This is a genomic window from Mucilaginibacter sp. SG564, from assembly GCF_013149275.1.
Taxonomy (GTDB): Bacteria; Bacteroidota; Bacteroidia; order Sphingobacteriales; family Sphingobacteriaceae; genus Mucilaginibacter.
Genome location: NZ_JABGNA010000003.1, coordinates 528,101 through 551,996, shown reverse-complemented (window position 1 = coordinate 551,996; position 23,896 = coordinate 528,101). Strand labels below are relative to the sequence as shown.

Annotated in this window: 25 protein-coding genes; 6 read left to right on the top strand and 19 right to left on the bottom strand. The window is 42.3% G+C overall.

Going from position 1 to position 23,896, the window contains the following annotated elements; genetic code table 11:
* Nucleotides 1–22: 22 nt before the first annotated feature.
* Both FHW89_RS09835 and FHW89_RS09830 read right to left on the bottom strand, forming a co-directional pair.
* Nucleotides 23–1,900 carry a M1 family metallopeptidase gene (locus FHW89_RS09835; RefSeq protein WP_172334848.1) on the bottom strand — a complete coding sequence of 626 codons (1,878 nt, stop codon included), beginning with the start codon at nt 1,898–1,900 and terminating at the stop codon, nt 23–25.
* Between the two features lie 472 nt (nt 1,901–2,372).
* The gene (locus tag FHW89_RS09830) at nt 2,373–2,879 is read right to left on the bottom strand and encodes a DUF892 family protein (RefSeq protein ID WP_172334847.1); all 507 of its coding nucleotides are present in this window, start codon (nt 2,877–2,879) and stop codon (nt 2,373–2,375) included.
* Between the two features lie 143 nt (nt 2,880–3,022).
* On the opposite strand from FHW89_RS09830, the gene FHW89_RS09825 reads away from it, so the two are divergent.
* Nucleotides 3,023–3,970: a Smr/MutS family protein gene (locus FHW89_RS09825; RefSeq protein ID WP_172334846.1), complete on the top strand. Its 948-nt coding sequence runs from the start codon at nt 3,023–3,025 to the stop codon at nt 3,968–3,970.
* A gap of 427 nt (nt 3,971–4,397) precedes the next feature.
* On the opposite strand, the gene FHW89_RS09820 is transcribed toward FHW89_RS09825, so the two are convergent.
* Entirely contained in the window at nt 4,398–6,266 is a 1,869-nt protein-coding gene (locus tag FHW89_RS09820) for an ATP-binding protein (protein ID WP_172334845.1), read from the bottom strand.
* Between the two features lie 146 nt (nt 6,267–6,412).
* Nucleotides 6,413–6,835, bottom strand: a complete 423-nt coding sequence (locus FHW89_RS09815; protein WP_172334844.1) for a secondary thiamine-phosphate synthase enzyme YjbQ — start codon at nt 6,833–6,835, stop codon at nt 6,413–6,415.
* Between the two features lie 140 nt (nt 6,836–6,975).
* Between FHW89_RS09815 and FHW89_RS09810 the strand changes: the two genes are divergently transcribed.
* Nucleotides 6,976–8,163 (top strand): GAF domain-containing sensor histidine kinase, encoded by a 1,188-nt coding sequence (locus FHW89_RS09810; RefSeq protein WP_253952206.1) that lies wholly within the window; start codon nt 6,976–6,978, stop codon nt 8,161–8,163.
* On the opposite strand, the gene FHW89_RS09805 is transcribed toward FHW89_RS09810, so the two are convergent.
* From FHW89_RS09805 to FHW89_RS09790, 4 genes are all read right to left on the bottom strand, one after another.
* Complete coding sequence (locus FHW89_RS09805) at nt 8,153–8,530, bottom strand: glyoxalase (RefSeq protein ID WP_172334843.1); 378 nt, start codon at nt 8,528–8,530, stop codon at nt 8,153–8,155. The two genes, FHW89_RS09810 and FHW89_RS09805, sit on opposite strands and share 11 nt — an antisense overlap.
* Nucleotides 8,531–8,629: 99 nt before the next feature.
* Nucleotides 8,630–9,445: an AraC family transcriptional regulator gene (locus FHW89_RS09800; RefSeq protein ID WP_172334842.1), complete on the bottom strand. Its 816-nt coding sequence runs from the start codon at nt 9,443–9,445 to the stop codon at nt 8,630–8,632.
* 73 nt (nt 9,446–9,518) lie between these two features.
* Nucleotides 9,519–9,971 (bottom strand): GNAT family N-acetyltransferase, encoded by a 453-nt coding sequence (locus FHW89_RS09795; RefSeq protein WP_172334841.1) that lies wholly within the window; start codon nt 9,969–9,971, stop codon nt 9,519–9,521.
* 3 nt (nt 9,972–9,974) lie between these two features.
* On the bottom strand, nt 9,975–10,883 hold the full coding sequence (locus tag FHW89_RS09790) for a LysR family transcriptional regulator (RefSeq protein WP_216650526.1): 909 nt from the start codon (nt 10,881–10,883) through the stop codon (nt 9,975–9,977).
* A 101-nt stretch (nt 10,884–10,984) separates the two neighbouring features.
* Between FHW89_RS09790 and FHW89_RS09785 the strand changes: the two genes are divergently transcribed.
* The gene (locus FHW89_RS09785; RefSeq protein WP_172334840.1) at nt 10,985–11,377 is read left to right on the top strand and encodes a rhodanese-like domain-containing protein; all 393 of its coding nucleotides are present in this window, start codon (nt 10,985–10,987) and stop codon (nt 11,375–11,377) included.
* Nucleotides 11,378–11,450: 73 nt separating this feature from the next.
* Here FHW89_RS09785 and FHW89_RS09780 read toward each other — a convergent pair whose 3' ends face one another.
* Nucleotides 11,451–11,840 (bottom strand): hypothetical protein, encoded by a 390-nt coding sequence (locus tag FHW89_RS09780; protein WP_172334839.1) that lies wholly within the window; start codon nt 11,838–11,840, stop codon nt 11,451–11,453.
* 47 nt (nt 11,841–11,887) lie between these two features.
* The gene (locus FHW89_RS09775) at nt 11,888–12,631 is read right to left on the bottom strand and encodes an SDR family oxidoreductase (protein WP_172334838.1); all 744 of its coding nucleotides are present in this window, start codon (nt 12,629–12,631) and stop codon (nt 11,888–11,890) included.
* Nucleotides 12,632–12,718: 87 nt separating this feature from the next.
* Between FHW89_RS09775 and FHW89_RS09770 the strand changes: the two genes are divergently transcribed.
* The gene (locus FHW89_RS09770; RefSeq protein ID WP_253952205.1) at nt 12,719–13,135 is read left to right on the top strand and encodes a helix-turn-helix domain-containing protein; all 417 of its coding nucleotides are present in this window, start codon (nt 12,719–12,721) and stop codon (nt 13,133–13,135) included.
* Here FHW89_RS09770 and FHW89_RS09765 read toward each other — a convergent pair.
* On the bottom strand, nt 13,132–13,608 hold the full coding sequence (locus tag FHW89_RS09765; RefSeq protein ID WP_172334837.1) for a GNAT family N-acetyltransferase: 477 nt from the start codon (nt 13,606–13,608) through the stop codon (nt 13,132–13,134). The genes FHW89_RS09770 and FHW89_RS09765 overlap by 4 nt on opposite strands.
* A 154-nt stretch (nt 13,609–13,762) precedes the next feature.
* Between FHW89_RS09765 and FHW89_RS09760 the strand changes: the two genes are divergently transcribed.
* Nucleotides 13,763–14,104 (top strand): YciI family protein, encoded by a 342-nt coding sequence (locus FHW89_RS09760; protein ID WP_172334836.1) that lies wholly within the window; start codon nt 13,763–13,765, stop codon nt 14,102–14,104.
* A gap of 310 nt (nt 14,105–14,414) precedes the next feature.
* On the opposite strand, the gene FHW89_RS09755 is transcribed toward FHW89_RS09760, so the two are convergent.
* From FHW89_RS09755 to FHW89_RS09720, 8 genes are all read right to left on the bottom strand, one after another.
* Nucleotides 14,415–14,849: a hypothetical protein gene (locus FHW89_RS09755; protein ID WP_253952204.1), complete on the bottom strand. Its 435-nt coding sequence runs from the start codon at nt 14,847–14,849 to the stop codon at nt 14,415–14,417.
* Nucleotides 14,846–15,199, bottom strand: a complete 354-nt coding sequence (locus FHW89_RS09750) for a DoxX family protein (RefSeq protein WP_172334835.1) — start codon at nt 15,197–15,199, stop codon at nt 14,846–14,848. Before FHW89_RS09750 ends, FHW89_RS09755 begins: the two co-directional genes overlap by 4 nt.
* A gap of 76 nt (nt 15,200–15,275) precedes the next feature.
* A complete protein-coding gene (locus FHW89_RS09745; RefSeq protein WP_172334834.1) occupies nt 15,276–16,028 on the bottom strand; it encodes an SDR family oxidoreductase in 753 nt (250 codons plus the stop codon).
* Nucleotides 16,029–16,144: 116 nt separating this feature from the next.
* Nucleotides 16,145–16,885: an SDR family oxidoreductase gene (locus FHW89_RS09740; RefSeq protein WP_172334833.1), complete on the bottom strand. Its 741-nt coding sequence runs from the start codon at nt 16,883–16,885 to the stop codon at nt 16,145–16,147.
* Nucleotides 16,886–17,115: 230 nt separating this feature from the next.
* The gene (locus tag FHW89_RS09735) at nt 17,116–18,054 is read right to left on the bottom strand and encodes an AraC family transcriptional regulator (protein WP_172334832.1); all 939 of its coding nucleotides are present in this window, start codon (nt 18,052–18,054) and stop codon (nt 17,116–17,118) included.
* A 60-nt stretch (nt 18,055–18,114) separates the two neighbouring features.
* On the bottom strand, nt 18,115–19,131 hold the full coding sequence (locus FHW89_RS09730) for a phosphotransferase (RefSeq protein ID WP_172334831.1): 1,017 nt from the start codon (nt 19,129–19,131) through the stop codon (nt 18,115–18,117).
* Nucleotides 19,132–19,134: 3 nt separating this feature from the next.
* Nucleotides 19,135–19,566: a MarR family winged helix-turn-helix transcriptional regulator gene (locus FHW89_RS09725; protein ID WP_172334830.1), complete on the bottom strand. Its 432-nt coding sequence runs from the start codon at nt 19,564–19,566 to the stop codon at nt 19,135–19,137.
* Between the two features lie 123 nt (nt 19,567–19,689).
* A complete protein-coding gene (locus FHW89_RS09720; RefSeq protein ID WP_216650525.1) occupies nt 19,690–20,496 on the bottom strand; it encodes an alpha/beta fold hydrolase in 807 nt (268 codons plus the stop codon).
* A 184-nt stretch (nt 20,497–20,680) separates the two neighbouring features.
* Here FHW89_RS09720 and FHW89_RS09715 point away from each other — a divergent pair, with 184 nt between their 5' ends.
* A complete protein-coding gene (locus tag FHW89_RS09715) occupies nt 20,681–23,836 on the top strand; it encodes a glycoside hydrolase family 2 TIM barrel-domain containing protein (protein ID WP_172334829.1) in 3,156 nt (1,051 codons plus the stop codon).
* Nucleotides 23,837–23,896: the final 60 nt, after the last annotated feature.

Here is a 23,896-nt window from a genome sequence, read left to right as displayed (position 1 = left end):
CGTGTGTTTTTTCAACCAATGCTTAATTCTTCACCTCAAATTTATTGTTGCTTACATCGGCATCCATAAATATACCACCATCCAGTTCGGCCGATTTAATGGTTTTGGCGGTTTTGATGTTTACACTGATCTGTTTTTGGTTTTTCTCCCAAACACCTGGCGTTTGGTGTATGCTTTCGGTTGTGCCATCGGCATAAGTTATTTTTACATCAAACGGAACGGCAAAGCCGCCAATGTTTTTGATCGACGCGGTATAACCGCCATTTGCTTTGCTGATGTTTTGCAAGGCCAGGTCGATATAGTAGTTAGTAAAAAACCAGTTATTAAAAAACCAGTTCAGGTTACGGCCCGATACATTGCTCATGGAGTTAAAATAATCCCATGGAATAGGATGTTTGCCATGCCAGCGGTCCATATACCCGTGCAGCGATTTTTTAAACAGGGCATCGCCCAGCATATCTTTTAACGCGAAATAGCTTAAGGATGGTTTGCCATAGGAGTTATTACCATAGCCGCCCCTTAACTCGCTTGATGGGGTTATAACGGGCAGATCTTCGGCTGTTGATACATCACCTATCCATCTTTCCACCCGGAAGCTCTTATAAAGGGCGTCAGCTTTTTCCTGGCCAACTTCGGCAGCGCCTATCAGGCGCTCAAAAGTAGTGGCCCAGCCTTCGTCCATAAAGGCGTAACGGCTTTCATTAATACCCATATAGAAAGGGAAATAAGTATGTGCTATCTCGTGATCCTGTACAAATTGCGAGAAGTGGATATCGGCGTTATGGCTATCGTTCACCATCATGGGGTATTCCATATCGGCAAAGCCCTGAAATGAGGTCATTTTAGGGAACGGATAAGGTACGCCTGGCCAGTTGCGTGATAGCCAGCTTAAGGAGTTGCGGCCATTTTGCACGGCATGATGAAAATCTTCGGCATTATCTAAAAACGCGGCCTGCATGCTGGCCCTGCGCTGGGTGGCATCGTCAACAATGGTACTGGCTGCATCCCAAACGTAATGATCGCTTATGCCAACGGCCATATCGCTGATGTCGTTTGCTTTCCATACCCAGGTATTGACGTCGTTTTGGGCGGTGATGTTTTTTGAGGCCAGGTCGGCGGCTGTAGCTACATGAATGGTGGAATCACTGGTCATGGATGCCTGCAAACGTTTGGCATACTCGGGCTGCAGCACCTGGTTGGGGTTTTGCAAAGTTCCGGTGGCCCAAACTATATAGTTTTTCGGCGCTTTTACCTGCAGTGTATAGTCGTTAAAGTCGTTATAAAACTCTTGGGCATCTAAAAACGGGAGCCTGTCCCAGCCATTATAATCGTCATAAACAGATACCCGTGGATAGAAGTATGCGAGGTAATACGTTGTGGAGTCGATCATCCCTTCACGGCCACTCTCTTTCGAGATCTGAAAATGCCATGCAATGTGCAGTTTAACCGAATCGTGCGGCATCAATGGTTTTAGTAAACCCACCATCTGGTTGGTAGAGGCTATGGCATTGTTTACCTTTTTAGCTTTTCCGTTGATCAGGAAGGTATCTATTTGCACGCCCGGAGTTAAATAATCGGGCTGGGCATTACCCATACGGGCGGCACCGGGTTTGTGAATGTTTAATATGAGTTTCATATTAAGCGATTTCAAGGTATCCGGGCTGTTATTGATGTAGGCGATCTCCTCAGTTCCCTTGATGTCGCGACTGGGTGGCAGGGCGGTAATGGTGATGTTGTACCGGCCATAATTTTGCCAGTAGTTTTTTCCGGGTTTACCGTCGGCGGCACGGGTACCGTTTTTGTAGGCTTGTTGTATATCGCGCGGCATATACAAATTTTGCGCCTGCGCCTGTGCCAGCATCAGGCAGGCAAAGGCCGATAAAAGTAAAGATTTGATCATGTTGTTAGTTAATTCAAATGCAAATTAATGTAAATCAATTGATAATTAATAAGCGATTATCATGAATTTAATATGTGGGTATACATGACCTGTAAATGGGGCGGGACCCATTATTTATGATTTCGTAACAAATTTGTAACAAAGGTGAATTTCACACTAAATCGGTTGCGTGGGTGGGATATATTTTTTTACTTTGCTTAAGTTATTTTAATAGGGGTATTAAATAACTAATATTTGAGCCATTCGCCTTTGTGCGGATGGCTTTTTTTGTAATATCCAATTCATGTGGGATTAAATTGTCATGAATCTATTGAGTTGATCGTGTGAGGCCGTCAAAACTTATATAGGAGCCCCCACATAGCTAAGCATGTCAACCTTGTAAAGAGGGTAAAAATCAAAAAAATAGCGTCATTGCAAGCGTAGCGTGACAATGACGCGTGAAATAAGTTTGTGTGTCTGCTTTCAGCTTCTTTCAGTTTTCTGTAAGGTATTCCTTCGATATCAGCATAAAAAGCTGGTCATTATCGATAGATTCATCGAAACATTCGGTAAGCAATTGTTTGGCGTCATCATAATTTAGCAATTTAGCCACCATCATGAGCATACGGCAGGAAGTGATGTTGATATGTTCCAGTAATTGCAGGTACATGATGAGGTCCATATCGCCCAGGATTGACATTGCCTGCTTTTCATCAAGGCAAAATTCATCCCTGATGATTGATTTGATGGGGTTGCAATTTTTGTCGGACGGGGTTTCGTTGATCAGTTTATATATTTCGTCCATTCGGGCTATCTGCTTTTTGATATCGTCCCAAAACTCCTGTATGGCTTGTTCCAGCGCAGTGAACGATGCCAGTTTGATCAGGTGTTCCAAATTATTGTCCAGGTAGCGCTTGCCAAAATATATGCGGTTAAGATTGTGTACAAATACCTGCTTTAACAAGCTGGTATCTAAAGGTTTGGTGTTTAAATTATCCATGATAAATTATAAGATAAGTGTGCTGCGGTAATTCAACTATGAAAAGGCCAAATTGTTTAGACTCAATGCAATATTACGTCACAATTTTATTTATATACCTATTTGCAGATATAAAGTAACTTTACAGCCAGACATATACAGTTATGAAATATAAATTGGGCGACTTTGTGCGCTTTGTTGACGAAAAAATGGAGGGCTTTGTAACCCGTATTATTGACGACCAGATGATAGGGGTTACCGGCGAGGATGAGTTTGAGATACCCGTGCTGGCCAGTAAGGTTACCTCGGTACATGGTTATGAACCTGCCGGGGCAAAAAAGGCCGCTACTGATAATGAAGCTACAATACCCGTGGGCGAATTTGAAAAAAAGGGGATCTATCTGGGTGTGGTTACCGATGCTAAAGCCAATTCTGTTGTGCATTTTCATTTGGTGAATACTACCTCGTTCCAATTGCTGGCGGCGCTCACCACCGAAAAGCAACAAGTGTTTAAAGGTGAATTTGCTGAAGTTGTAGCTCCGCAGTCGGCAGTGAAGATATACTCGGCTCAATTGGCCGATCTGCAATTGTGGCCCACCTTTATTTTTAACGTGATTTACAGCACTAAACAAAATATAGAACCACCTGTGCCAATGGCATTGCGCGAAAAATTTAAGGCTAAAGATTTTTCGACCACAAAAAAGCAGATCCCATTGTTAAAAGATGCCGGCTGGCTTATTCGCCTGGATGAACCCGACCTGGTGATCGACGCGCAAAAGCTGAAGGAAAGTTTTTTTAAATCGCCCGAAGAGAAAGTAGTATTGGATAAACCGGCCAATGAGGTGGACCTTCATATCGAAAAGTTGCGTGATGATCACCAGTTTTTGCAAAACAGCGAAATGCTGAACATACAACTGGCGCACTTTCATAAAACGCTTGATGCTGCCATCGTACATCAACTACCCGATATGGTATTTATCCATGGAGCCGGCAATGGTGTACTGCGCAACGAACTGCATAAAGCCTTGGGCAAGCACCCCAAAGTACAAACCTTTATGGATGCCCGTAAAGAAAAATTTGGCTACGGCGCTACTAGGGTGATATTAAAGTAGGTGATTTAGTTGCCAGTTTTGAATGGTGAGTTTGAAGTCAACAGAATAGAACTCCGCCATCACTCGGCTGGAGCCGAGCGACGGCGAAGTTTTTAAAAACTTACTACTCAAAACTGACACTCACCACTTATTTATTCCGTCCCCGCAGGGTCTCTCGGAGAGGACCCTGATGTTAAACCCGAGACTCAAAACTCTGAACTCAAAGCTCAAAATCTATTTATTCAGCTTATCAACCCGGTCAAAAAACTCGTTTTGTAATTTCAAGGTGGCCATATCAGCTTTTCATACTTTTTAAAGTTTTTAAAACAGCATAAAATCGCCTTTTAATTTGTTAAAGTCGATGTTTTTATATCAATTTTAAAGCTTTTTTAGGCCGTTTTTGCTCTGAAAAGTGTTAAAATTTAAGGTTTAAAAAGTTTTTGAGAGATTATTTCAAACTGGGTAGGGAGTAGCAAAACGCAGCGCCTTTTTGATTGCCATTTTCTACCCAGATGCGGCCGCTCATTTTTTCGATAAAATCTTTGCAGATCATCAGGGCTACGCCGGCACCCTTTTCTTTTTCGTTGCTGTAATGCATAGTAGCCTTGAAGTTGAATATCGAGGTCATTTTTTCCGGGGAAATGCCATTGCCCTCATCCAGTATACAAAGTGTAGTTTCGCCAGAGTGCGCCGATGCCGAAATGGATATTGTGGAATGACGGGGAGAAAACTTGATGGCGTTATGTATAAAGTTGCGGTGAATAAATTGTACAAGTTCTTTATCGGCATGTATCACAATATCGCTATCTATGTGGTTCAGGAATTTAAGCTGATATTCTCCCCCTATAAGGTCAAAAGGTTGCAGCGCCTCATCAATCAGTTCTTTTAGTTTTAGGGGTTGTGGCTCATAGCTAAAGCCAGAAAGCTGTTGTTTGATCCACTGCAAAATATTCTCGAATATTTCGAGCGAGATGGTAGAGGAATGTTCCATCGTATCAACCAGTTCCATCAGCTCATCGCGGGTTAAGGCGTCGGTATCTTTTAAAACCGCGGCCAAAGTTTTAAGTGTGCCTATCGGTTGTCTGAAATCATGAGCCAGGATAGATACCAGGCGGTTATTGAATTCATGGTCTATCTCCAGCTTTTCGTTACGTAACAGTACCGACCGATTGAGTGCTTCGAGTGTTCCCGCGTGTTTCTTTTTCAGGCGGTATAAACGATAAATGAAAAGTACGGTCACTACGGTTAGTAAAAAAAGTACACCCAATATAATGGCTACTATCTGCCGGTTTTTACTTCTGATGGTTATGGCCTCCAATTGTTGGTCTTTTAAGGCATAATCAATATAATCAAAACCCGAGGTATTGTTGAATTGCTCTTCATCCTCGTAGAGTTTAAGCAGTTTTTCGCCATAGTGCTGAACTTCGGGGAGTTGGTTACGGGATATGTATATATCGTATAGGTGCTTACCAAATATCTTTTGATACATATGATAGCCCCTTGCGTCAGCGATAGCGAGCCCTTGTTTGTAATGGGCAATTGCCTTAGCAGTATCCGTATTATTGTATAAGTCACCAAGGGTCTGGATAATATCGAGGCTCAGATAATTCAGGTTCATGGCGATACCTTCAGCGGCTGTTTTTTCCAGCAGGCTGATCCCTTTTTCGCGCTGCTTGTTCTTTAAATAAAGCTGTGCCTGTATCTGGTCGGTAACCAAAAGCGACCGGTGGTCATTATACTTAGTAGCTATTTGCCTGGCTTTAGTTAAGTAAATCGGGATGGAATCTTTTGGGATATGATTTTGATATAACAGTAAATAATCACAAAGCACAAGAGACATGATCGAATCCTTTTTGAGGTTATTGCCCAGGTTTATAGCTCTTTTGAATATTTGTATGGATTTTTTCTCTTCGTTGTTTTCACTAAAAACAAGACCAATATTCATGAGGGTCTGCACTACATTGGCTGAATCTTTTATAGTCATGTAATGATTATGGGCATCATTATAATAACGCAATGATAATTGAAGATTGCCCCTGAGGTCATAAACTATCCCAAGTGTGTTTAATGCATCGGCAATGCCCTGCCGGTATTTTAACCGCTCAGAAATGGCCCGGGCACGTTTAGCATAATAAAAGGTGCTGTCGAGATCACTTTCATACATTAATATTCCCAGGCGGTTAAGCGCATCGGCATATTTAATACTATCGGTAATATGGGGCAGGGTTTCTTTAATTTTAACAATATCCTTTACCTGACTATAACAACATATAGCGATAAACAATAAGGGTATAAAAAAGAAGACGCGTTTTGGCATTAAGCAGACATTATATTAACCAACCACTCGTGGTGGCTTTGAGATCAATGATTTAAATACAATGTATACGAAATAAAATACGCAGGGTTAAATAATATATAAAATAAAAATATTAACCGGATGATAGTTAATTATAAAAATAGTGTTTATTCGCCCCAGGCGGTAATAATGAGGTTGCGCTGGCCGCCGTAATTGCGGTGTTCGCACAAGTAAATACCCTGCCACATACCTAATGCCAATCTGCCATTACGGATAGGGATCATAACAGAGCTACCCAGTAAAGCAGCTTTTAAGTGCGCCGGCATATCATCGGGGCCTTCATCGTTATGATGATAATCCGGGTCGTTTTCGGGAACAGTTTTGCTAAAATACATTTCAAAATCGCGCCTTACTGTGGGGTCGGCATTTTCATTAATAGTTAACGATGCCGAGGTATGTTGGATAAAAACCTGCATGATACCGGTTTTAATTTGCCCCAATTGCGGCAACGCGTGTACAACTTCAGTGGTGATCAAGTGAAAGCCTCTTTTTCGTTCTTTGAGCAGGAGCATTTGCTGGTGTATTTGCATGGGATAGTAAAGCTGTTTAATAATATAGAGCTGTATAATATAGCGTAATTTTTGATAGCGGGTAGTATTGAAAGTTGCCTTTTTATATTTGTAAATAATAATTTTAATTTGTAGTATAGCCCGCAGTTAAAAATCATAGATTGGCAAATATTGAAACGGATTTTACGGCAGATATTGAAGCTGTAAGCAGTATAGACGCGGTATCATCCATATTAGAAGTTGTTTGCCGAACTACCGGAATGGGCTTTGCTGCCGTAGCCCGCGTTACGCCATACCGGTGGATTGCCTGTGCCGTTCGTGATGAGATACAATTTGGTCTTAAACCCGGTGGTGAATTAAAGGTAGAAACCACCATTTGTCATGAGATCCGCCAAAATCATCAGGCTGTTATCATTGATCATGTAACCGATGATGAACTGTACGCGCATCATCATACGCCTGCCATGTACGGCATTCAAAGTTATATTTCGATGCCCATTATGCTGAAAGATGGGAGTTTCTTTGGCACATTGTGCGCTATTGATCCGCGACCGGCCCGCCTAAATAACCCGGAGACCATAGGCATGTTTAAGCTTTTCGCCGAATTGATCTCTTTCCACCTCGATGCGATAGAGCGGCTTGCTATAAGCGAGTTGAAATTGCAGGAAGAACTGAAGACGGCAGAGCTGCGTGAGCAGTTTATCGCTATACTCGGTCATGATCTGCGTAACCCGCTTGGAGCTGTTTCTAATGTGGCTCAGTTGTTATTGCGGATGCCGCTTGATGAACGTACCAAACGCCTGGCTACCATTGTACAAGATTCGTCATACCGGATGAAGGAGATGATTGAGAATATTCTTGATTTTGCAAGTGGCAGGCTTGGCGGAGGGATTACCCTGGCCCTGAAAAATGATGAACTTTTAACAGACCTTCTTAACCAAGTACTCACCGAGCTGCAATTGATATGGCCCGATCGAATGATCAATGCGGAATTCAATATAACCAGGCCTGTAAGTTGTGACAAAAGGCGCATAGCCCAGCTATTTTCTAATTTATTGAGTAACGCCCTTACACATGGTGAAAAAGACACGCCGGTTAAGGTGAAAGCATTTAACGCTGAAAATGAATTTGTTTTATCAGTATCAAATTCCGCCAAACAAATATCCGAAGAAACTATGGAGCGGCTTTTTCAACCGTTTTCGCGCGGAGATATCAAACCTGGGCAAAAAGGATTAGGGCTTGGGTTATATATTGCCTCCGAAATTGCCAAAGCGCATGATGGTACACTTACCGTGTGCTGTACTGAAGGTGAAATTTGTTTTAGTTTACAAATACCAGCTAATCTCTGAAGACCGTTTCGAGCAAAATACCAGTAGGGGTATGCAGAAAAATGCGCCTTTCGCCTATATCAGGCAAGTCCATCAAAGAATGTGGGATACTCAGATTAAGCAGCTTTTGTTTAAAGGCGTCATAATTTTCCAGATAAAACGCCGTGTGGTCAATGGCTTCGGTGGCATGATCTGGTTGTTGCCTGTAATAAGGAGAACTTTGAATAAGATGTATAAGCGGCAAGCCCTTGTGATACAGCCAATAGCCCGGTATGTTAGCGGCTATTACAGCTGGCCGGGCACCCTCTGTCAGATCAAAAATACTTAGTAAAAAGTCCTTTGTTTTTTCCAGTTGCTTTGTACGCAGGGTGGTATGATCTATATGCATGATTTTTATATTTAAACGATGCACAAAATTGGTTCACCTACTGAGGGAAACCTATGTAATTAATCAAGAAAATATTGTACAAAACGTGGAGTGCTGCCTTTAGCGCTGCTGGTTCTCTTTTTTAAATGCCGAAGGTGTTTGCCCAAAATGCGCTTTAAAAGTATTACTTAAATGGCTTTCGTCGGTATAGCCAAATTCATCTGCCAGTTGCGACAGGGTTTTATCCCGGTGGATGAGTTGGTGCGCGATCAGTTTCAGGGCATATTCCTGTACATATTTTTTGTATGAACTGCCTGTGGCCTTGCTGAAATACTGGTTAAAATAAGTTTTGCTGATATGAAAAGTATCGGCAATGTTTTGCAGGGATAACAACTGTTTATTGGTGATATGCAGATCGATGTAGTTGAGGATGGCTTGTATTTTATCGTCTTTGGGTTTAACTATATTCTGATCGGTTTCTTTAGCCATGAGGGAAAGCACAAGCGCCAGCGCATTTTTGATAATGATATTTTGATAGCTGGTTTCTTTCCGGTGTTCGGCTATAATCAAATCCATTAGCTGAGTGATCTGCTGCCTGTTGTCCGGCAGATCCATTTTGCGATGCGGGGATGATAAACGGGTGAATACCTGTTTAAAATCGGCATCGAGTAAAAGATCCTGGAAAAAGCCTTCGTGGAACTTGATAATACAGATCACGCATTTTTCCTCGAAAACAAAAAAGTGGGTATCTTGTGGAGCAAGAACAAACAGATCGCCTTTTTCGTAATTATAACTACGATCGTTGATCATATGCTGGCCTTTGCCGCGCATAATATACTGTAGCTCATAATGGGTATGCTTATGCACAGGCAGGTGCCATTCGTTTTTAATGACGTAGGCGATGTCGAACTTTTGGGTAAGATTCCTGATATGCATGGGCGAAAATTACAATTTAAATTTAATTTTAGGTTGCAGATAAAAAAGGCCGTCCATTTATTACTATGCGTAATTATTCGGGCTTTAAGGTGAACCTTATCTTTGGATTTGAGCTCGCTTTGTTTTTGTGGTAAAAATCAATAGCCGGTTGGTTAAAAACGGGTGTTTGCCATTGGATATTGATACATTGGCGTTCAATGGCCACGGTTGTAAGATGTTGAATGATATCCGTACCGATGCCTTGTCCCCGGGCTTGTTCGCGCAGGAAAAGACAATCCATGTACATAAAATCGGCGGCATCCCAGGTTGAGTAGTCAAAGGTATAAGATACAAAACCAATCAGTCCGGTTTCCATTTCAACAACCCAGCAGTTTAATTTGGGGTGGGCCGCGAACAAGGCTTTGCTGAGCCTATCTTTTTTTCCATCGGGGGTAAATGGCGCTTTTTCATAATCGGCATGTTCCTGCATCAGGTGCAAAAGTTCGTCAAGGTCGGCGGGTTCAACGGGGCGTATCAGGTAACTCATGGTCTATCTGGCCAATTCTTCCTTGAGGTTTTTAATAAAATCCTGTATATACTTTTTACCCGCGTCTTCATGCCTTACGGCGGCATAGTGCGTGCGTATCAACCCTTTTTGACCTATCCGAACGAGGGTTAAAGTTGGCGAATCAACAAACGATCGCATGGCCCATTTGGGCATGGTGAGAATACCCATACCAGCTTTTACCATCTCTAAGGCGGCTTCGGTAAGGGGCATGGCCACTATTTTTTGCGGCTGCGTTTTTTGATCTTTTAAAAAGTGCTGATGAACAGTTACCGTTTCCAATGGGTAGGAGTGGATGATGAGGGTTTGGTCTTTAAAATCATCGCCGGTCAGAAATTTTTTATGAGCCAGCGGATGCCCCAGCGGAATTACGGCCATTACTTCATCCTTAAAAAGCTCTACATATTTGATGCTTTTATCATCCCAGGGATCGGAGGTAATACCCAGGTCCAGTTCGTTATCCAGCAATTTTTGCAGCGGTTTATGGGTGGCTTCAATCACTATATTAATATCGAGCTTGGGGTACAAAACTTTCATCCTGGCCATAAATGCGGGCAGCCAGTGGTAATTGGTATAACATTCGGTACTGATACGGATATTACCGGCATGACCCTGGCGCATGTCATTGATCCTGTTGGTGGCTTCATCTATTTCGGCCAGTACTTTTGTGGCGGTATCATACAGCACCTGCCCCTCTTCGGTTAGCGTCCATTGGTTTTTGGTGCGATAAAATATTTTAACACCCAGCCGTTCTTCAATATCCCTAAGCTGGTGACTTACTGCCGATTGTGTTAAAAAAAGCTTATCCAATGATCTGGTGATGCTTTTTTCGTCGGCCAGGGTTTTGATCAAGCGTAAGTGCCTTGTTTCCATGTCGTAAATATACATATCCATAAGCTTTGCAAATATGTATTCTGCTCATGTGCACATGCTGTACATCTCATGCTATTGTGATGATTGCGGCAACTACATTTGGATCAACAAAATAGATCAATATGAACACAGCCATTGAACATTATCAAAACAAATTATCATTCGAGATGGATCCATCCGACTTGTTTGCGGCCCTTGAGGCAAAAGAAAACATCATAGCTATTGATGCCCGTAAAAATTTTGCCTGGGAGCGCGAGCGTATTCCCGGTTCCGTTAACCTTAGTCACCGGGATATGAATGAACAGACCACCGCACACTTTGACAAGGGTGCCTTATATGTTATCTATTGCGATGGTATAGGCTGCAATGCCTCCACCAAAGGCGCTTTAAACATGGCCCGGTTAGGGTTTAACGTACGCGAATTGATGGGCGGTATTGAATGGTGGAAGTTTGACGGCTACCAAACCGAAGGAACCCAGCAAACTGCAGGGTTGCAGATAGCATGCGCCTGTTAAGAATGGTATATAAAAAAGGGAGCCGATCTGATGGTCGGCCCCCTTTTAACTATTGGAAAGCTTGTGTTAACCTTTATTTTATAGCAAACGGATCCGCGTAAACAGTCTCAAAACCTGTGTAGTCATATTTCCTTTTGATACACAGTCCTTTTTGAAAGTTCTCTTCCGTCAATGCATCGACAATATTATTTAAATCGAAGCCCGGCGGTTGAACAATCAGCGTCATCTGCGAACTGAATAGGGCATCGTTACTGTCCGTAGCCGGGTAATCAAGGCTGGCATGCTTAATATAAACCCTGTTTTGTTGCAATGTTCCGTTGATGATAGCAGCAATATGATCGTCCCAGGTGATATCCAGGTTATCGCCACCGTTATACGCGCACAGTATGGCCAGCGGAAATTCAATTATAATTTCGACCGGTTGTTCATATAAAACGTTTATCTGCATCCCGTTTGCTGCCATAGTTATTACCGGATATTAAGAGGCTCAATAGGGTAAAATAACAATTGTTATACCAATAACAAACCACCGTCTATAATAAATTCAGAACCGGTGATAAAGCCAGCGGCATCATCACAAAGGTAAGTTACTACGCTGGCAACTTCTTCGGAGGTACCCATGCGTTTCAAAGGCGATTTAGTGATGAGGCTGTCTTTTATGGTACCCAAAGTGGCGTCATCTAAGCCGGCCTTGTGCATAATCTCTGTTGCTACCGGGCCCGGGCTCACCGCGTTCACCCTGATCTTGCGTGGTGCCAGCTCCAATGCTGCCGATTTCATCAATGAGTTTAAGGCAGCTTTACTGGCCGAGTAAACCGATGAGGCTGCGCTGGTTGTGCTGGCCACTATGGAGGATAGGAAAACAACGGATCCACCATCACGCAAAATTGGGATAAACTTGCCCAGCGTAAAGTAGGCTCCTTTAAAGTTGATATCCATGATATCATCAAAGTGTTGCTCTGTAGCTAATTCAATTGGTGATAAGGTTGCTACACCTGCATTAATGAACAGAATATCAACCTGTCCATAACTTTCGGTAACACTGGCAACCAATCGCTCCGTTGCCTTAATGTCTGATTGATCGGCAACAATACCGGTTACACCCAGTTCGGATGCAGCTTTCTCTATCGCTTCTTTCCTGCGCCCGGTGATGATCACGGTGGCACCTTTTTCTTTTAATTCCCTGGCAGCTGCGTAACCTATGCCGCTATTGCCGCCGGTAATTACAGCTATTTTGTTCTGAAAATTGCTCATTTCTGTGTTTTTTTATTTAATGATGCAAATGTATTGCGGAAATGGTATAATTTTGTAACCAGTATCACAGAGTATACCAGTAAAAATATGGGAACAGAACATTCAACAGAGAACATGACGCCGGAAATTAAGGCCATGTACGAGGTTATTTATGGCATTGATGGTAAAAGGAACGAAGCGCGGGAGATCCAGGCGTTGCAGGATACCATTTACGTAATTGGCGGTAAATGGAAACTGCCCATTATTAACTCCATATGCAACGGCAACAAACGTTTCAGGGAAATTGAACGGAGCATACCGGGCATAACCACGAGGATGCTTTCGAGAGAATTACGGGAAATGGAATTGAATAAGCTGATTACGCGAACAGTAAGCCCGGGCCCACCGGTTTTGGTGGAATATGCATCAACTGAGTATTGTTGGTCTTTTGGCCGCATCATATTTGAAATGATCAAATGGGGGATTGATCATCGTGAAAAGCTGAAGAAGGAGCAAATAGTTTAGCCCTTTTCGTCTGCTAAGCCCAATCGCATGGTTAGCATGTGGGGTACAAATCCTACTTTTTCATAAGCTTTTAGCGCGGCGGTATTAACAGCGTAAACTTCCAAACGTATTTCGGTAATACCCTGCTGCTGCGACCATTGTTTAAGCGCATCAATGATCAGTTTGTTTACGCCCTTGCCCCTGTGCCCGGGCATTACATACATAAAACCCAGGTGGGCATGCTGCTGGTGCCTCAAATATGGTTTGGAATCAACAATACGGGCATATCCACAACCAATAACTATTGAATCAATTTCGGCTACAACCAGCAGGGCGTCGGTTGCCTCAATTAAGTCGGGGATGTTATAATAATAGAGGGGACCTGGTTTTAAAGTAGGATCAAAGGGACGTTCAGATTCAACCAGTGCTTGTTTAAACTCAAACAATACGTCCATATCTTTTAACTCCGCTTTTCTGATATTTATTTGCTCCATTTTATGGTCTCCGATATCTGGTAAAATTATAAGTTTGTTTTGAAATTCGGGATTAATCCCTGATTTTACAAAAGCCCTAAAAATATTTTAACCAATTTGTCCAGTTTTAAAAATGGTGTTCGTCATCTTATTTTAAAACTTAAAAACTAATAAAATGAAAGAGTTCCTTTTTGTATTCAGAAACGATTATGTTGGCGCACCACAAGGTTCACCAGAAGAAATGCAGGCCGTTACCCAAAGATGGATGGATTGGGTGGGCAGTATAGCCGCTCAGAATAAACTGGTTGATCGTGGAAACCGCCTGTTTGCGGAGGGTAAAGTGGTAAGAGGCAAAAATGTGGTTACCGATGGCCCTTATACCGAAATTAAAGAACTGATTGGCGGCTACACCCTGGTTAAAGCCGATTCGTTAGACGAGGCCGTTGAACTGGCCAAAGGCTGTCCTATTTTTGAATTTGGCGGCAATGTAGAAGTGAGGGAAATTCACCATATGTAAATAAGCTCAGGGTTAAAACAGAGAGGCTGTATCATTAATCAAATTGACTATCCCTTGGTGTTGCGCCTGTGAATTGAAATTTAAGCCGATCATATTTGTACGAAAAGTGGGTTTACACTTTTTTAGAGAAAATTTTCACAAATAATTGATTGTCAATTGTTTAAATCAATGTTAACCCTGAAAAGTGTAAACCCATGTAAACCCACTTTTTGGTTAATGTAGCCGATCTAACCCATGATCATACAGATTGAGCATCCGGATAGATCATAAAAAAAGAGGCTGATCATGATGATACAGCCTCTTTTGGTTTTTAATAACTGGCCTGTCCAATATCCAGGCGACTGATCTTGCCTCCGGGATTAATTATAAACCGGAAGTAGGTTTTAAAATCGCCCCATTGGTCGCTGTGGAACCTGCCGTAGAGGTCCAGGCCATTGTTTTCTATCTTATCAATGGCCGTAAAACGTTCATGGCCCAAAGCTTTGTCAAAAAAGCTTTTGAAATTCATTTTGTGGCCATCGTCAAAAAGCTCGGCATCCGCTGTGAATAAGGCAAACCAGGCATTTTTATCACCGGTCTGCAAAGCATCAATGGCCTTTTTTACTATGGGGTTGGTTAATTGATCGGTATTCATAGCATTTGTATTTTTTATGGTTTTAACTGGCGTTTTTGTTGTTTGCGCCTGGGCTGATAATGATAAACTGATCAGCGAGGCGTAAACCAGGTAATGATTAAGTGCTTTCATTTGAATTTTGTTAAGGGGTATTGCAAATAGATGATGAGCAGGTTCATGAGCAGGAAAGGCAATTCAATAACTGCCCCCTTCAAGTTTTTTGTGGATAGCTGCAGGCAAATAATGAGCAGGATAGTTATGGCCATTAAAAAGTTCCCAAAAACAAATGTTCGCGGAAACAGGATAAGTAAAGCGCTCAGCATGGTGATGGTACCCAGTAAAATAAGGCTTTGGCTATTGAAACGCCATTTGCTAAACATGGCCAGCATTTCGGGTTTGCCGCTAAACATGGCCCAGCCTTGTTTAAATCCCATGAATACTACAAACAGGATAAGTAATGAATTGATGATCTTTATGGGCATGGCTTTAAGGATTAAATGTAAAAACAGGATAATCTAATTTACCCTGTTTTTACTTCATTTAAATTAGGTCGACTAATTAATTTGTAGCGCCACCGTTTACTAACAGGTGCTGGCCTGATACGAATGATGAAAGATCGCTGGCAAAGAATTCGGCTGCATTAGCTACGTCTTCTACTTCGGCCAGTCTGCCCATCGGACAGCTGTCCAGTAATTGTTTCCTTAGTTCGGGGTAGCTACCGGCTTCGGCAAATATACCGGAGTGATCAACCGCGAAGGGGATAATGGAATTCACAGTAATACCCTTGTGGCCAATTTCTTTTGACAGGATATCAACCAGGTAACGCGGTGTAGTTTTACTACCGCCATACACAGCCATTCCCGGTACCGGAAATGAGGTGGTGCTTGACGCGATGTAAATGATACGGCCATTATCGGTTACATTTTTAGCGGCTTGTTGCATGGTAAAATATGAGCCTTTGGTGTTGATGGAAAACAATCTATCGAATTGCTCTTCGGTAAAATCAACAACAGGGGTTTCTACCATTTCAATGCCGGCATTAGCCACTACGATATCAATTTTGCCAAACTCTTTTTTGGCTTCGTTGAATAACCTTTCGATATCCGCTACTTTGCTTACATCGGCCTGAACCGCAATTACGCGTACGCCCATGGCTTTGATGTTGCTTAGTACCTCGTCGGCAGAAGCTTTATCACGTGAATAATTGATCACGATATCGGCACCTAATGCTGCGTAACGTTCTGCAATGGCTTTTCCTAAACCGCGTGCTGATCCTGTAATTAAGGCTACTTTATTTTTTAATGTGTTCATGATTTCTATGATTTTAATATTTTGTGATTACACTGATTTTGTTTTTGATTTCACCGATTTTGCTTGGTGCGACCACTTATTTTTTTGAATTTTTACTTTTGAATTTTGACTTCCACTTACGCCATTGCACCGTTAATACCGATGTTTTGGGCACTGATCCATTTGGCAGCATCGCTGGCCAGGAAAGCCACTACATTGGCAATATCTTCAGGCTCGCCTATGCGGTTAAAGGCCGAAAGAGAGGCCAGGCGGTCGATCACTTCCTGTGGCTTACCGTTGGTGAAAAGTTCGGTGTTGGTAGGGCCAGGAGATACCGAATTTACATTGATCCCCCTTGCGCCAACTTCTTTTGAGAATACGCTGGTTAATTGTTCCACCGCTGATTTTGTTGCTGCATAGGTTGAATATGTTGGCAGCATAATACGGTTATTGGAAGTTGAAAAGTTGATCACACTACCATTGTCGGCTAGTTTGGTAGCTGCTTCACGCAGGGTATTAAATGTGCCGCGTACGTTGATGTCAAACTGGCGCGTAAAATCTTCGTCGGTGGTATCTTTCAATAGTTTGGTGATCATGATACCGGCATTGTTAACCAGTACATCAATTTTGCCATAATGAGCTATGGCTGTATCAAACATGGCTTTTACTTCGTCTGACTTGCTTACGTCGGCTTGCAAGGCTATGGCGTCGCCACCTTGTTGTTTTATTTCATTAAGTGTTTGCTCGGCTGCATCAAGACCACCTGCATAATTGATGATCACTTTAGCACCTTCTGATGCCAGTTTTTTGGCTACTGCTGCACCGATACCTCGTGAGGCTCCGGTTACTAAGATTACTTTTTCTGTTAGCGTTTTCATGATTATTTTTCCTTTGTTTGTTTTGATGAATCAAAGGTCTGGTTTAACGCAAGCCAAAAAGTACAGATATCATAGCATTACCTGCAAATATCAAAGAAGGGAGATTTGGAGCATGGATTTTTGGATAAAGGGTAAGGATTTTTACTGTAGGGGCGCATATTTGCGTCTCAGATTATTGAGGGAGGACTTTCACACCGGAGACGCAAATATGCGTCTCTACAAGAAGGGTTTTAACAAGCTATGGTACCATGCTGTTTCCGGAATGAAACAGGGGTGATGCTGGTATGCTTTTTAAAGTAATTACTAAAATGGTTTGCTTCGGAGAAGCCCAGCAGGAAAGCGATCTCTTTAATAGAGTTTGATGAATTTTGTAGGAGTGATTTAGCTTCGGCAATAGTTTTTTCGGTTATCCAGGTACTGATGGGTTTGCCGGTTTTGGTTTTGATTACGTTACTTAAGTAGTTGGGGTGCAGGTTTTGCTCATCTGCATAATCCTGTAGCCTGAAAACCTGGTGTACCTTGCCATTGTTTAAATCCCTGTAGTGCTGTTCCAGTGTACGTTTGAAATTCTTGACGATTTGGGAGCTGCGGTTCCCTTCATATATGGGGTTATAATCCTTCCAGAAATATTCCTTTATTTTTAACAGCAATACCACAAATAAATTCCCAATGAGCCGGGCACGGTAACGGCTGTTGGATTGATATTCTTTATTGATCTGTAGATATATATCCTCAAATTCCGAGAATGTAGCCTGGCCTAATACCCTTGGATGAACTGTTTCGGCCAGTAGAAAAGGAAATTCTTCGAAAATATCGGGATGCACATTCTCCTTTAAAAATGATTCGCTGAGGGTGATCAGGTAAACCTCATTGAGTTCAAACCACTCATGCGATTTATAGTGCCCCGGATTGGTAAAATAGATAGTGCCCGGTTCGGTTGTAAAGTGAAGATCGTCTGTAGTATAAACCCCGCGACCATCCTTAACAAAAACAAACGAAAAGAAGTTTGGCCTGTACACCGGTGATTTAAAAGGCAGCTCCAGGTGGATATCCTTGATGTTATGAATGGTAAAATCCGTTTTATCATCAATGCCCTCCGTTGGCAATCCAAAATAAAGGTATTGTTTGATCAGTGTATTAAAAACAAGCTTTTCGTTTGTTGCTTTCATGAATAAAGACGCCCACAGTAATTCCAGCAGGCGTCTTAAAATTAAGAACAAATTTGCAAACTAACCCATGGTTTTTATAGCTGCCTTAAACCGTTCAGTTTTAATGGCCGATAGCATCGTGTTCAGTAGTATCTTACCGTATTGTAACTTGCCTTCGTAAGTGTCCAGTAATATTTTGCCACTCATCAGCATGGCGCCAAACTCAGCCATTCCCGGCAGATCCATATTGGTATCATGTGTATAATTGCCCGGTTTTTGGGCTGCTGCAAACCTGAGCATGATCATGGCATAATACATCCGGCATATTTGCTGCATCAGGAAAAAGCGTGCCTTTTTGTATTCATTTAACTCTTCACCAAAATAGGTTTGGAGGTAAATGGCTTCGTCCTGCTCATCATGAACATAGGGTTGAGCCAGGATAGCCAGATCTACATACCGGTCGTTTAAAAACGCAGCCTCCCAGTCAATCACCCAGATCTGTTTTCCATCAAACAAAATGTTGTTCGGGTTCAAATCATTGTGGCTCGCCACCAGATCAGTATCATACCGCGGGTAGGATTTCTGGATTTCGGCGTAAAGTGAAAAATACTCGGCCGTAATATGTTCCGGGAACATGTGCTGCTCCTTAAACTGTTGTATAAATATATCAACCCCATCTAAAAAGTTTACCAGTTTTGGGAAAGGGGGCAGCGCATGTATAGCTTTGATGGTGTTACTCAACGCTGTAACAAGTTCCTGTTTTGAAGCAAAACCTTCGCGTAAAGGTTTGGCCTGTACAAAATCGGTAATAGCCAGGGCATCTTCATCATTAGAATAATAAACATGCGGCGCGATGTTAGCCGAGGCCGCTAAGCCCATGCAAATGTGCTGCCGTTGCGGATCATGCATTTCATCAGCATGCATAACTATACGGAGCAGGTAGTTTTTGCCATTTACGGTTATCCGGTATACCAATGCCGATGAAAGACCACCGGTCAGTAATTGTATATCCTCAATTTCGGTATGATTAAATAAAGATCTCAGCGCCTTTTTAACAGCAGGCAATTTTATTTCGGGTATTGTTGTTGTTAGATCCATTTTTTATAAAAAGAGCCCTGTTTCGTCGAATATTTCAGACAGTTTTTCAATTTTTTTTGTTTTTGATTTTGGGAAAATATCCAATGCGGCATATTCCGCGGTTTTTATTGATTCGTTCAACAAACGTTTACCACCCGGCGCCAATACCACATAACTTACCCTGGCATCTCGTTCATTACTTTCGCGCGATACGAGGCCTGTTTTTTCCATAGGTGCAAGCATGCGCGTAATGCCTGAGGCAGTAAAACCCAGCTTGTCGGCCAGATCAATCCTCCTCAACTTTTCATGAGGTGCCTGTGAGAGGTAATACAGTATAACAAAATCATTAAAGCCTAAGCCATAACTACTCAACTGTGCATCAAAGCGACGGTTCACTATCGTTTGCATTTTAGCCAGGTTGAGGATGAATTTTAAGGTTGAATTAATGTATACCATTTATACCTTTGTATAATACTTGATATGTCAAGTATTATACAAAGGTATAAATGGTATACTTATTAGGATGGATTATAAGAAAAAGATTGTCTTAAAATAGATAATTGATATGCTATCAGTATTTTAAATAAATGATTTGATGGCCGCGATCACTGCCCGAGGTGAGCTGATATGTGGAAAATGGCCTTGTGCATCAATGAACTTTAGGGTGCTATTTTCAATGTGCGCGTGTAAATAATAGGCTACCTCTGTAGGCACGGCAATATCATTCCAGGATTGTAGCAGCAGTACTTTCTTTTTAAGATGAGGCAGATGCTCGCGAACATCAGATTCAAATATAACTTTGGCTACTTCTAAAGCAATATCAGGCCTGATGGCCGATAGGGTATAGGCAAATTGCTGTGCAAGTTCGGGTTGATCCGGATTATCCATCGCAACTTCCGAAAAACCGCTGGCCCAGGCACAATAATTACCGGCCATGGCGCTATACATAGCATCTAAAACAGGTTGGGTAAAGCCACCGGTATAGTTATGCTCTTCATCATTTAAATATCGTGGTGAGGCGCCTATAAATACCAGTTTTGAAAAATACTCCGGTTTTTGAATTGCAGCCAATAAGGCAATCATGGAGCTGACGGAATGAGCAACTACAATAGTATTTTGTAATTTCAGATCAGCCAGTATGTTTAACATATCATCAACATAGGCAAAAAGCCGGTCGTATTTTTCTGGTATATACTCATTTGGGTCTGCGCTGCCTGCACCGATATTGTCAAATAGCACAATACGATAATCAGCTTTAAAATCATCTTTGACCCAATTCCACGCGTTTTGGTCTGTGCCAAAGCCGTGGGTAAACACAATTGTTTCAGTAGCATTAAGGTTACCCTCAATAGTTATATTATTCTTTTTTTGAATTATAGTATTCATAAAGCAGATAAATAAATATTAAGGCAGATGGTGCTCTAAGATATAATTTCTATTGATGAAAATATAGGAAAACTAAATAACCTGTTTTAAATGTTAATAATACAGTATATATTAGCCCTGCTTAAATAAAACCATTATATAGCTAAATCGATCTGCCCGGCAGATAACCATAAATCCATAACCAATGAAAAAACTGCTTGTTTGTGCTTTTCTTTTAAATATGGTCACCGCAGCTATGGCTGCAGGGCCAAAGCTGGCTGATACTGTTGTTAAAGGAGCCCCGGTACCTGCCGAAATTGAAGACCCGCGCAATATCGGTATCAATAAGGAGCCTGCACATGCTTCATTAATGCCCTATGCCAATTTACAGGAAGCTCTGAAGGCCAACAGGCACGCTTCATCATTTTGCCGAAGCCTGAATGGTTTGTGGAAATTTAATTGGGTAGCATGGCCGCAACAGCGCCCGGTTGATTTTTATAAAACAGCTTACGATGTATCGGGCTGGAAAGATATCAAAGTGCCTTCCAACTGGCAGATAGAAGGTTATGGCACACCTTATTACAGCAATTTCACGTACATCTTTAAAAAGGATTTTCCGCATGTAATGAGTGAGCCGCCCCGAAAGTATACCGCCTATGCCGAACGCAACCCGGTAGGCAGTTACCGACGCGATTTTGAAGTGCCTGCTGATTGGAAAGGTCGCCGGGTATTTATGACTTTTGATGGTGTCGACGCCGGCTTTTTTATCTGGGTAAATGGTAAAAAGGTGGGTTACAGCGTTAACAGCCGCAATGCTGCCGAGTTTGATATCACCAAATATGTACAGCCTGGTAAAAATATGATAGCCGTAGAGGTTTACCGTTTTACAACAGGCAGCTACCTGGAAGATCAGGATATGTGGCGGTTGAGTGGTATTTTCCGCAACGTAAGTTTATGGAGCGCTCCGCAGGAACATATCAGGGATTATTTTGTGAAAACTAATCTCGATAAACAATATAAAAACGCGGTGGTTGAGGTGAGCGCCCAGGTAAAAAACTATAGCGGCAAAACCACAAAAGCTAATCAATTAACAGCAACACTTTATAATGGTGGCACTATAGTAAAAGGTGCTACTGGTAATGTGCCCGCTTTAAAACCTGGTGAGGAAACAACTGTGAAACTAAGCTTCCAGGTTAATAACCCTCAAAAATGGACTGCCGAAACACCGAAACTATATACCACGGTATTGAGCTTAAAGAACGGCAATACTACAAACGAAACCATTTCATCACGTACGGGTTTCCGCACTATCGAGATCAAAGGACGCATATTTACCATCAATGGCGTTCGCGTGAAATTAAAAGGGGTTAACCGGCACGAGAACTGGCCCGAGGTTGGGCACGCAGTTACCGAGGAGCAAATGATCAGGGATATCGTGCTCATCAAACAAGCCAACTGTAACCATGTGCGTACCTGCCATTACTCTGATGATCCACGCTGGTATGAGTTATGTGATCAATACGGCATTTATTTAGTAGCCGAAGCTAACCTGGAGAGCCATGGTGCCTGGGATGAATTTAATGAGGATCCAAGGATAAAAGATGCCATTATCGACAGAAATGTAGCTAACGTGCAAAACTTTAAAAATCACCCTTCGGTGATCATCTGGTCGTTAGGTAACGAGTGCGGCAGCGGCGGCTCTAATTTCAGGGCTGCCTTGGATATGGTGAAAAAGCTTGATCCGACACGGCCTACACATTACCAGGGTTTTGGTATCGGCGAAAAGAATCCGGCAGATATTGACAGTGACATGTACACCGATCTGGAGAACACCGAAAAGATCGCGAACGATGACAAATACACCAAACCATTTTATTTGTGCGAGTATGCTCACGCTATGTTCAATTCCATGGGCTCTGTTGATGAGTATAATGACCTGTTTGATAAATATCCAACGCTTTTAGGTGGTGCAATTTGGGAATGGCAGGATCAGGGTGTCTGGAACAGGCGAGATCCCAAACACCCCATACTGGCCTTTGGCGGCGGCTTTGGCGAGTACCCGAATGACCGTTATTTTATCCACAAAGGTGTGGTAGCATCAGATCGTTCGCTTAAACCACACTATCCCGAGTTAAAGCATGCTTATCAATGGATCGCCGTAAAAGCAAAAGATATTACCAAAGGTATTATCACCATCAAAAACAGGTATCAATTTATTAATCTGGATGGTTTCACCGGTAACTGGGAACTGAGCGAAAATGGCGTGGTCACCACTAAAGGTAATTTTGATATCGGCAAAATAAACCCTGGTGAAGAGAAGGATGTGAAAATCCCTTATGATATTATCAGTAAACTTAAACCCGATGCGGAATACTTCCTGCGGATATCGTTTACTTATAAGGCCGATAAAATGTGGGCCAAAAAAGGTTTCGAGGCGGCATCGCAACAACTGGAGTTTCCGGCTAAAACTATAGCCTTAAAGAAAGACCCCGCGAGCGAACAAGCACTCGAGCTTTCAAACGGAAATAACGAGATAAAAGTAAAGGGTAAAAACTTTAAAATAGAGTTTGATAAAAAAACTGGCACATTCAGCAAACTGGAAAAGAACGGCGAAAATGTGCTGGAAGATAATGGTGGCCCCAAATTACACCTATGGCGTGCCCCTCACCGTAATGATGATATGTGGGCCAATGAAGGCTGGGAAAAAAATGGTATCAAGACCCTTACATGGGTAGCCGATAGTATTACCGCCACGCAGCCAACTCCCAATAAGGTAGTGATCAGCGCCAGCCTAACCGGCACAGGTAAACAAGGCTTTACGGTGCACCATAAAGTAACTTATGATATATGGGGTAATGGCGTTATCCAGGCAAAAAACGATGTGTCATTTAGTGATCCTAAAGTGGTATTGGCCAGGTTAGGCGTACGCTTATTTCTAAAAAAAGATCTTGATCAGTTCTCCTATTTTGGCCGTGGCCCAATGGAGACCTATTCCGACAGAAAAAGAGGTTTTGATATTGGTGTTTATTCAAGTACCGTAAAACAGCAGGTAACACCATATGAAAAACCAATGGAGAATGGTAATCATGAGGATATCCGCTGGGCTAAGCTTACCGGAAAGGACGGATCGTTAACAGTTAAACACGTTGGTGGATTCCTGCAGGTTTCTGCACAGCTTCATAGTGACGAAGAAATGGAACCTGTAGAGTATAAAATTGATTTACCAAAAAGCAAAGCGACCGTATTAACCATCAGTGCTCATACGCTGGGAGTAGGTTCAAACTCCTGCGGTCCACGGCCATTGGCTAAGTATACGGTATATGCCAAGCCGGATAGTTTTACTTACGAGATAGATCTGTAAGCCAATAAATAGATTTTAATAGGCAATAAAAAGCGGGTTAGAAATTTTCTTACCCGCTTT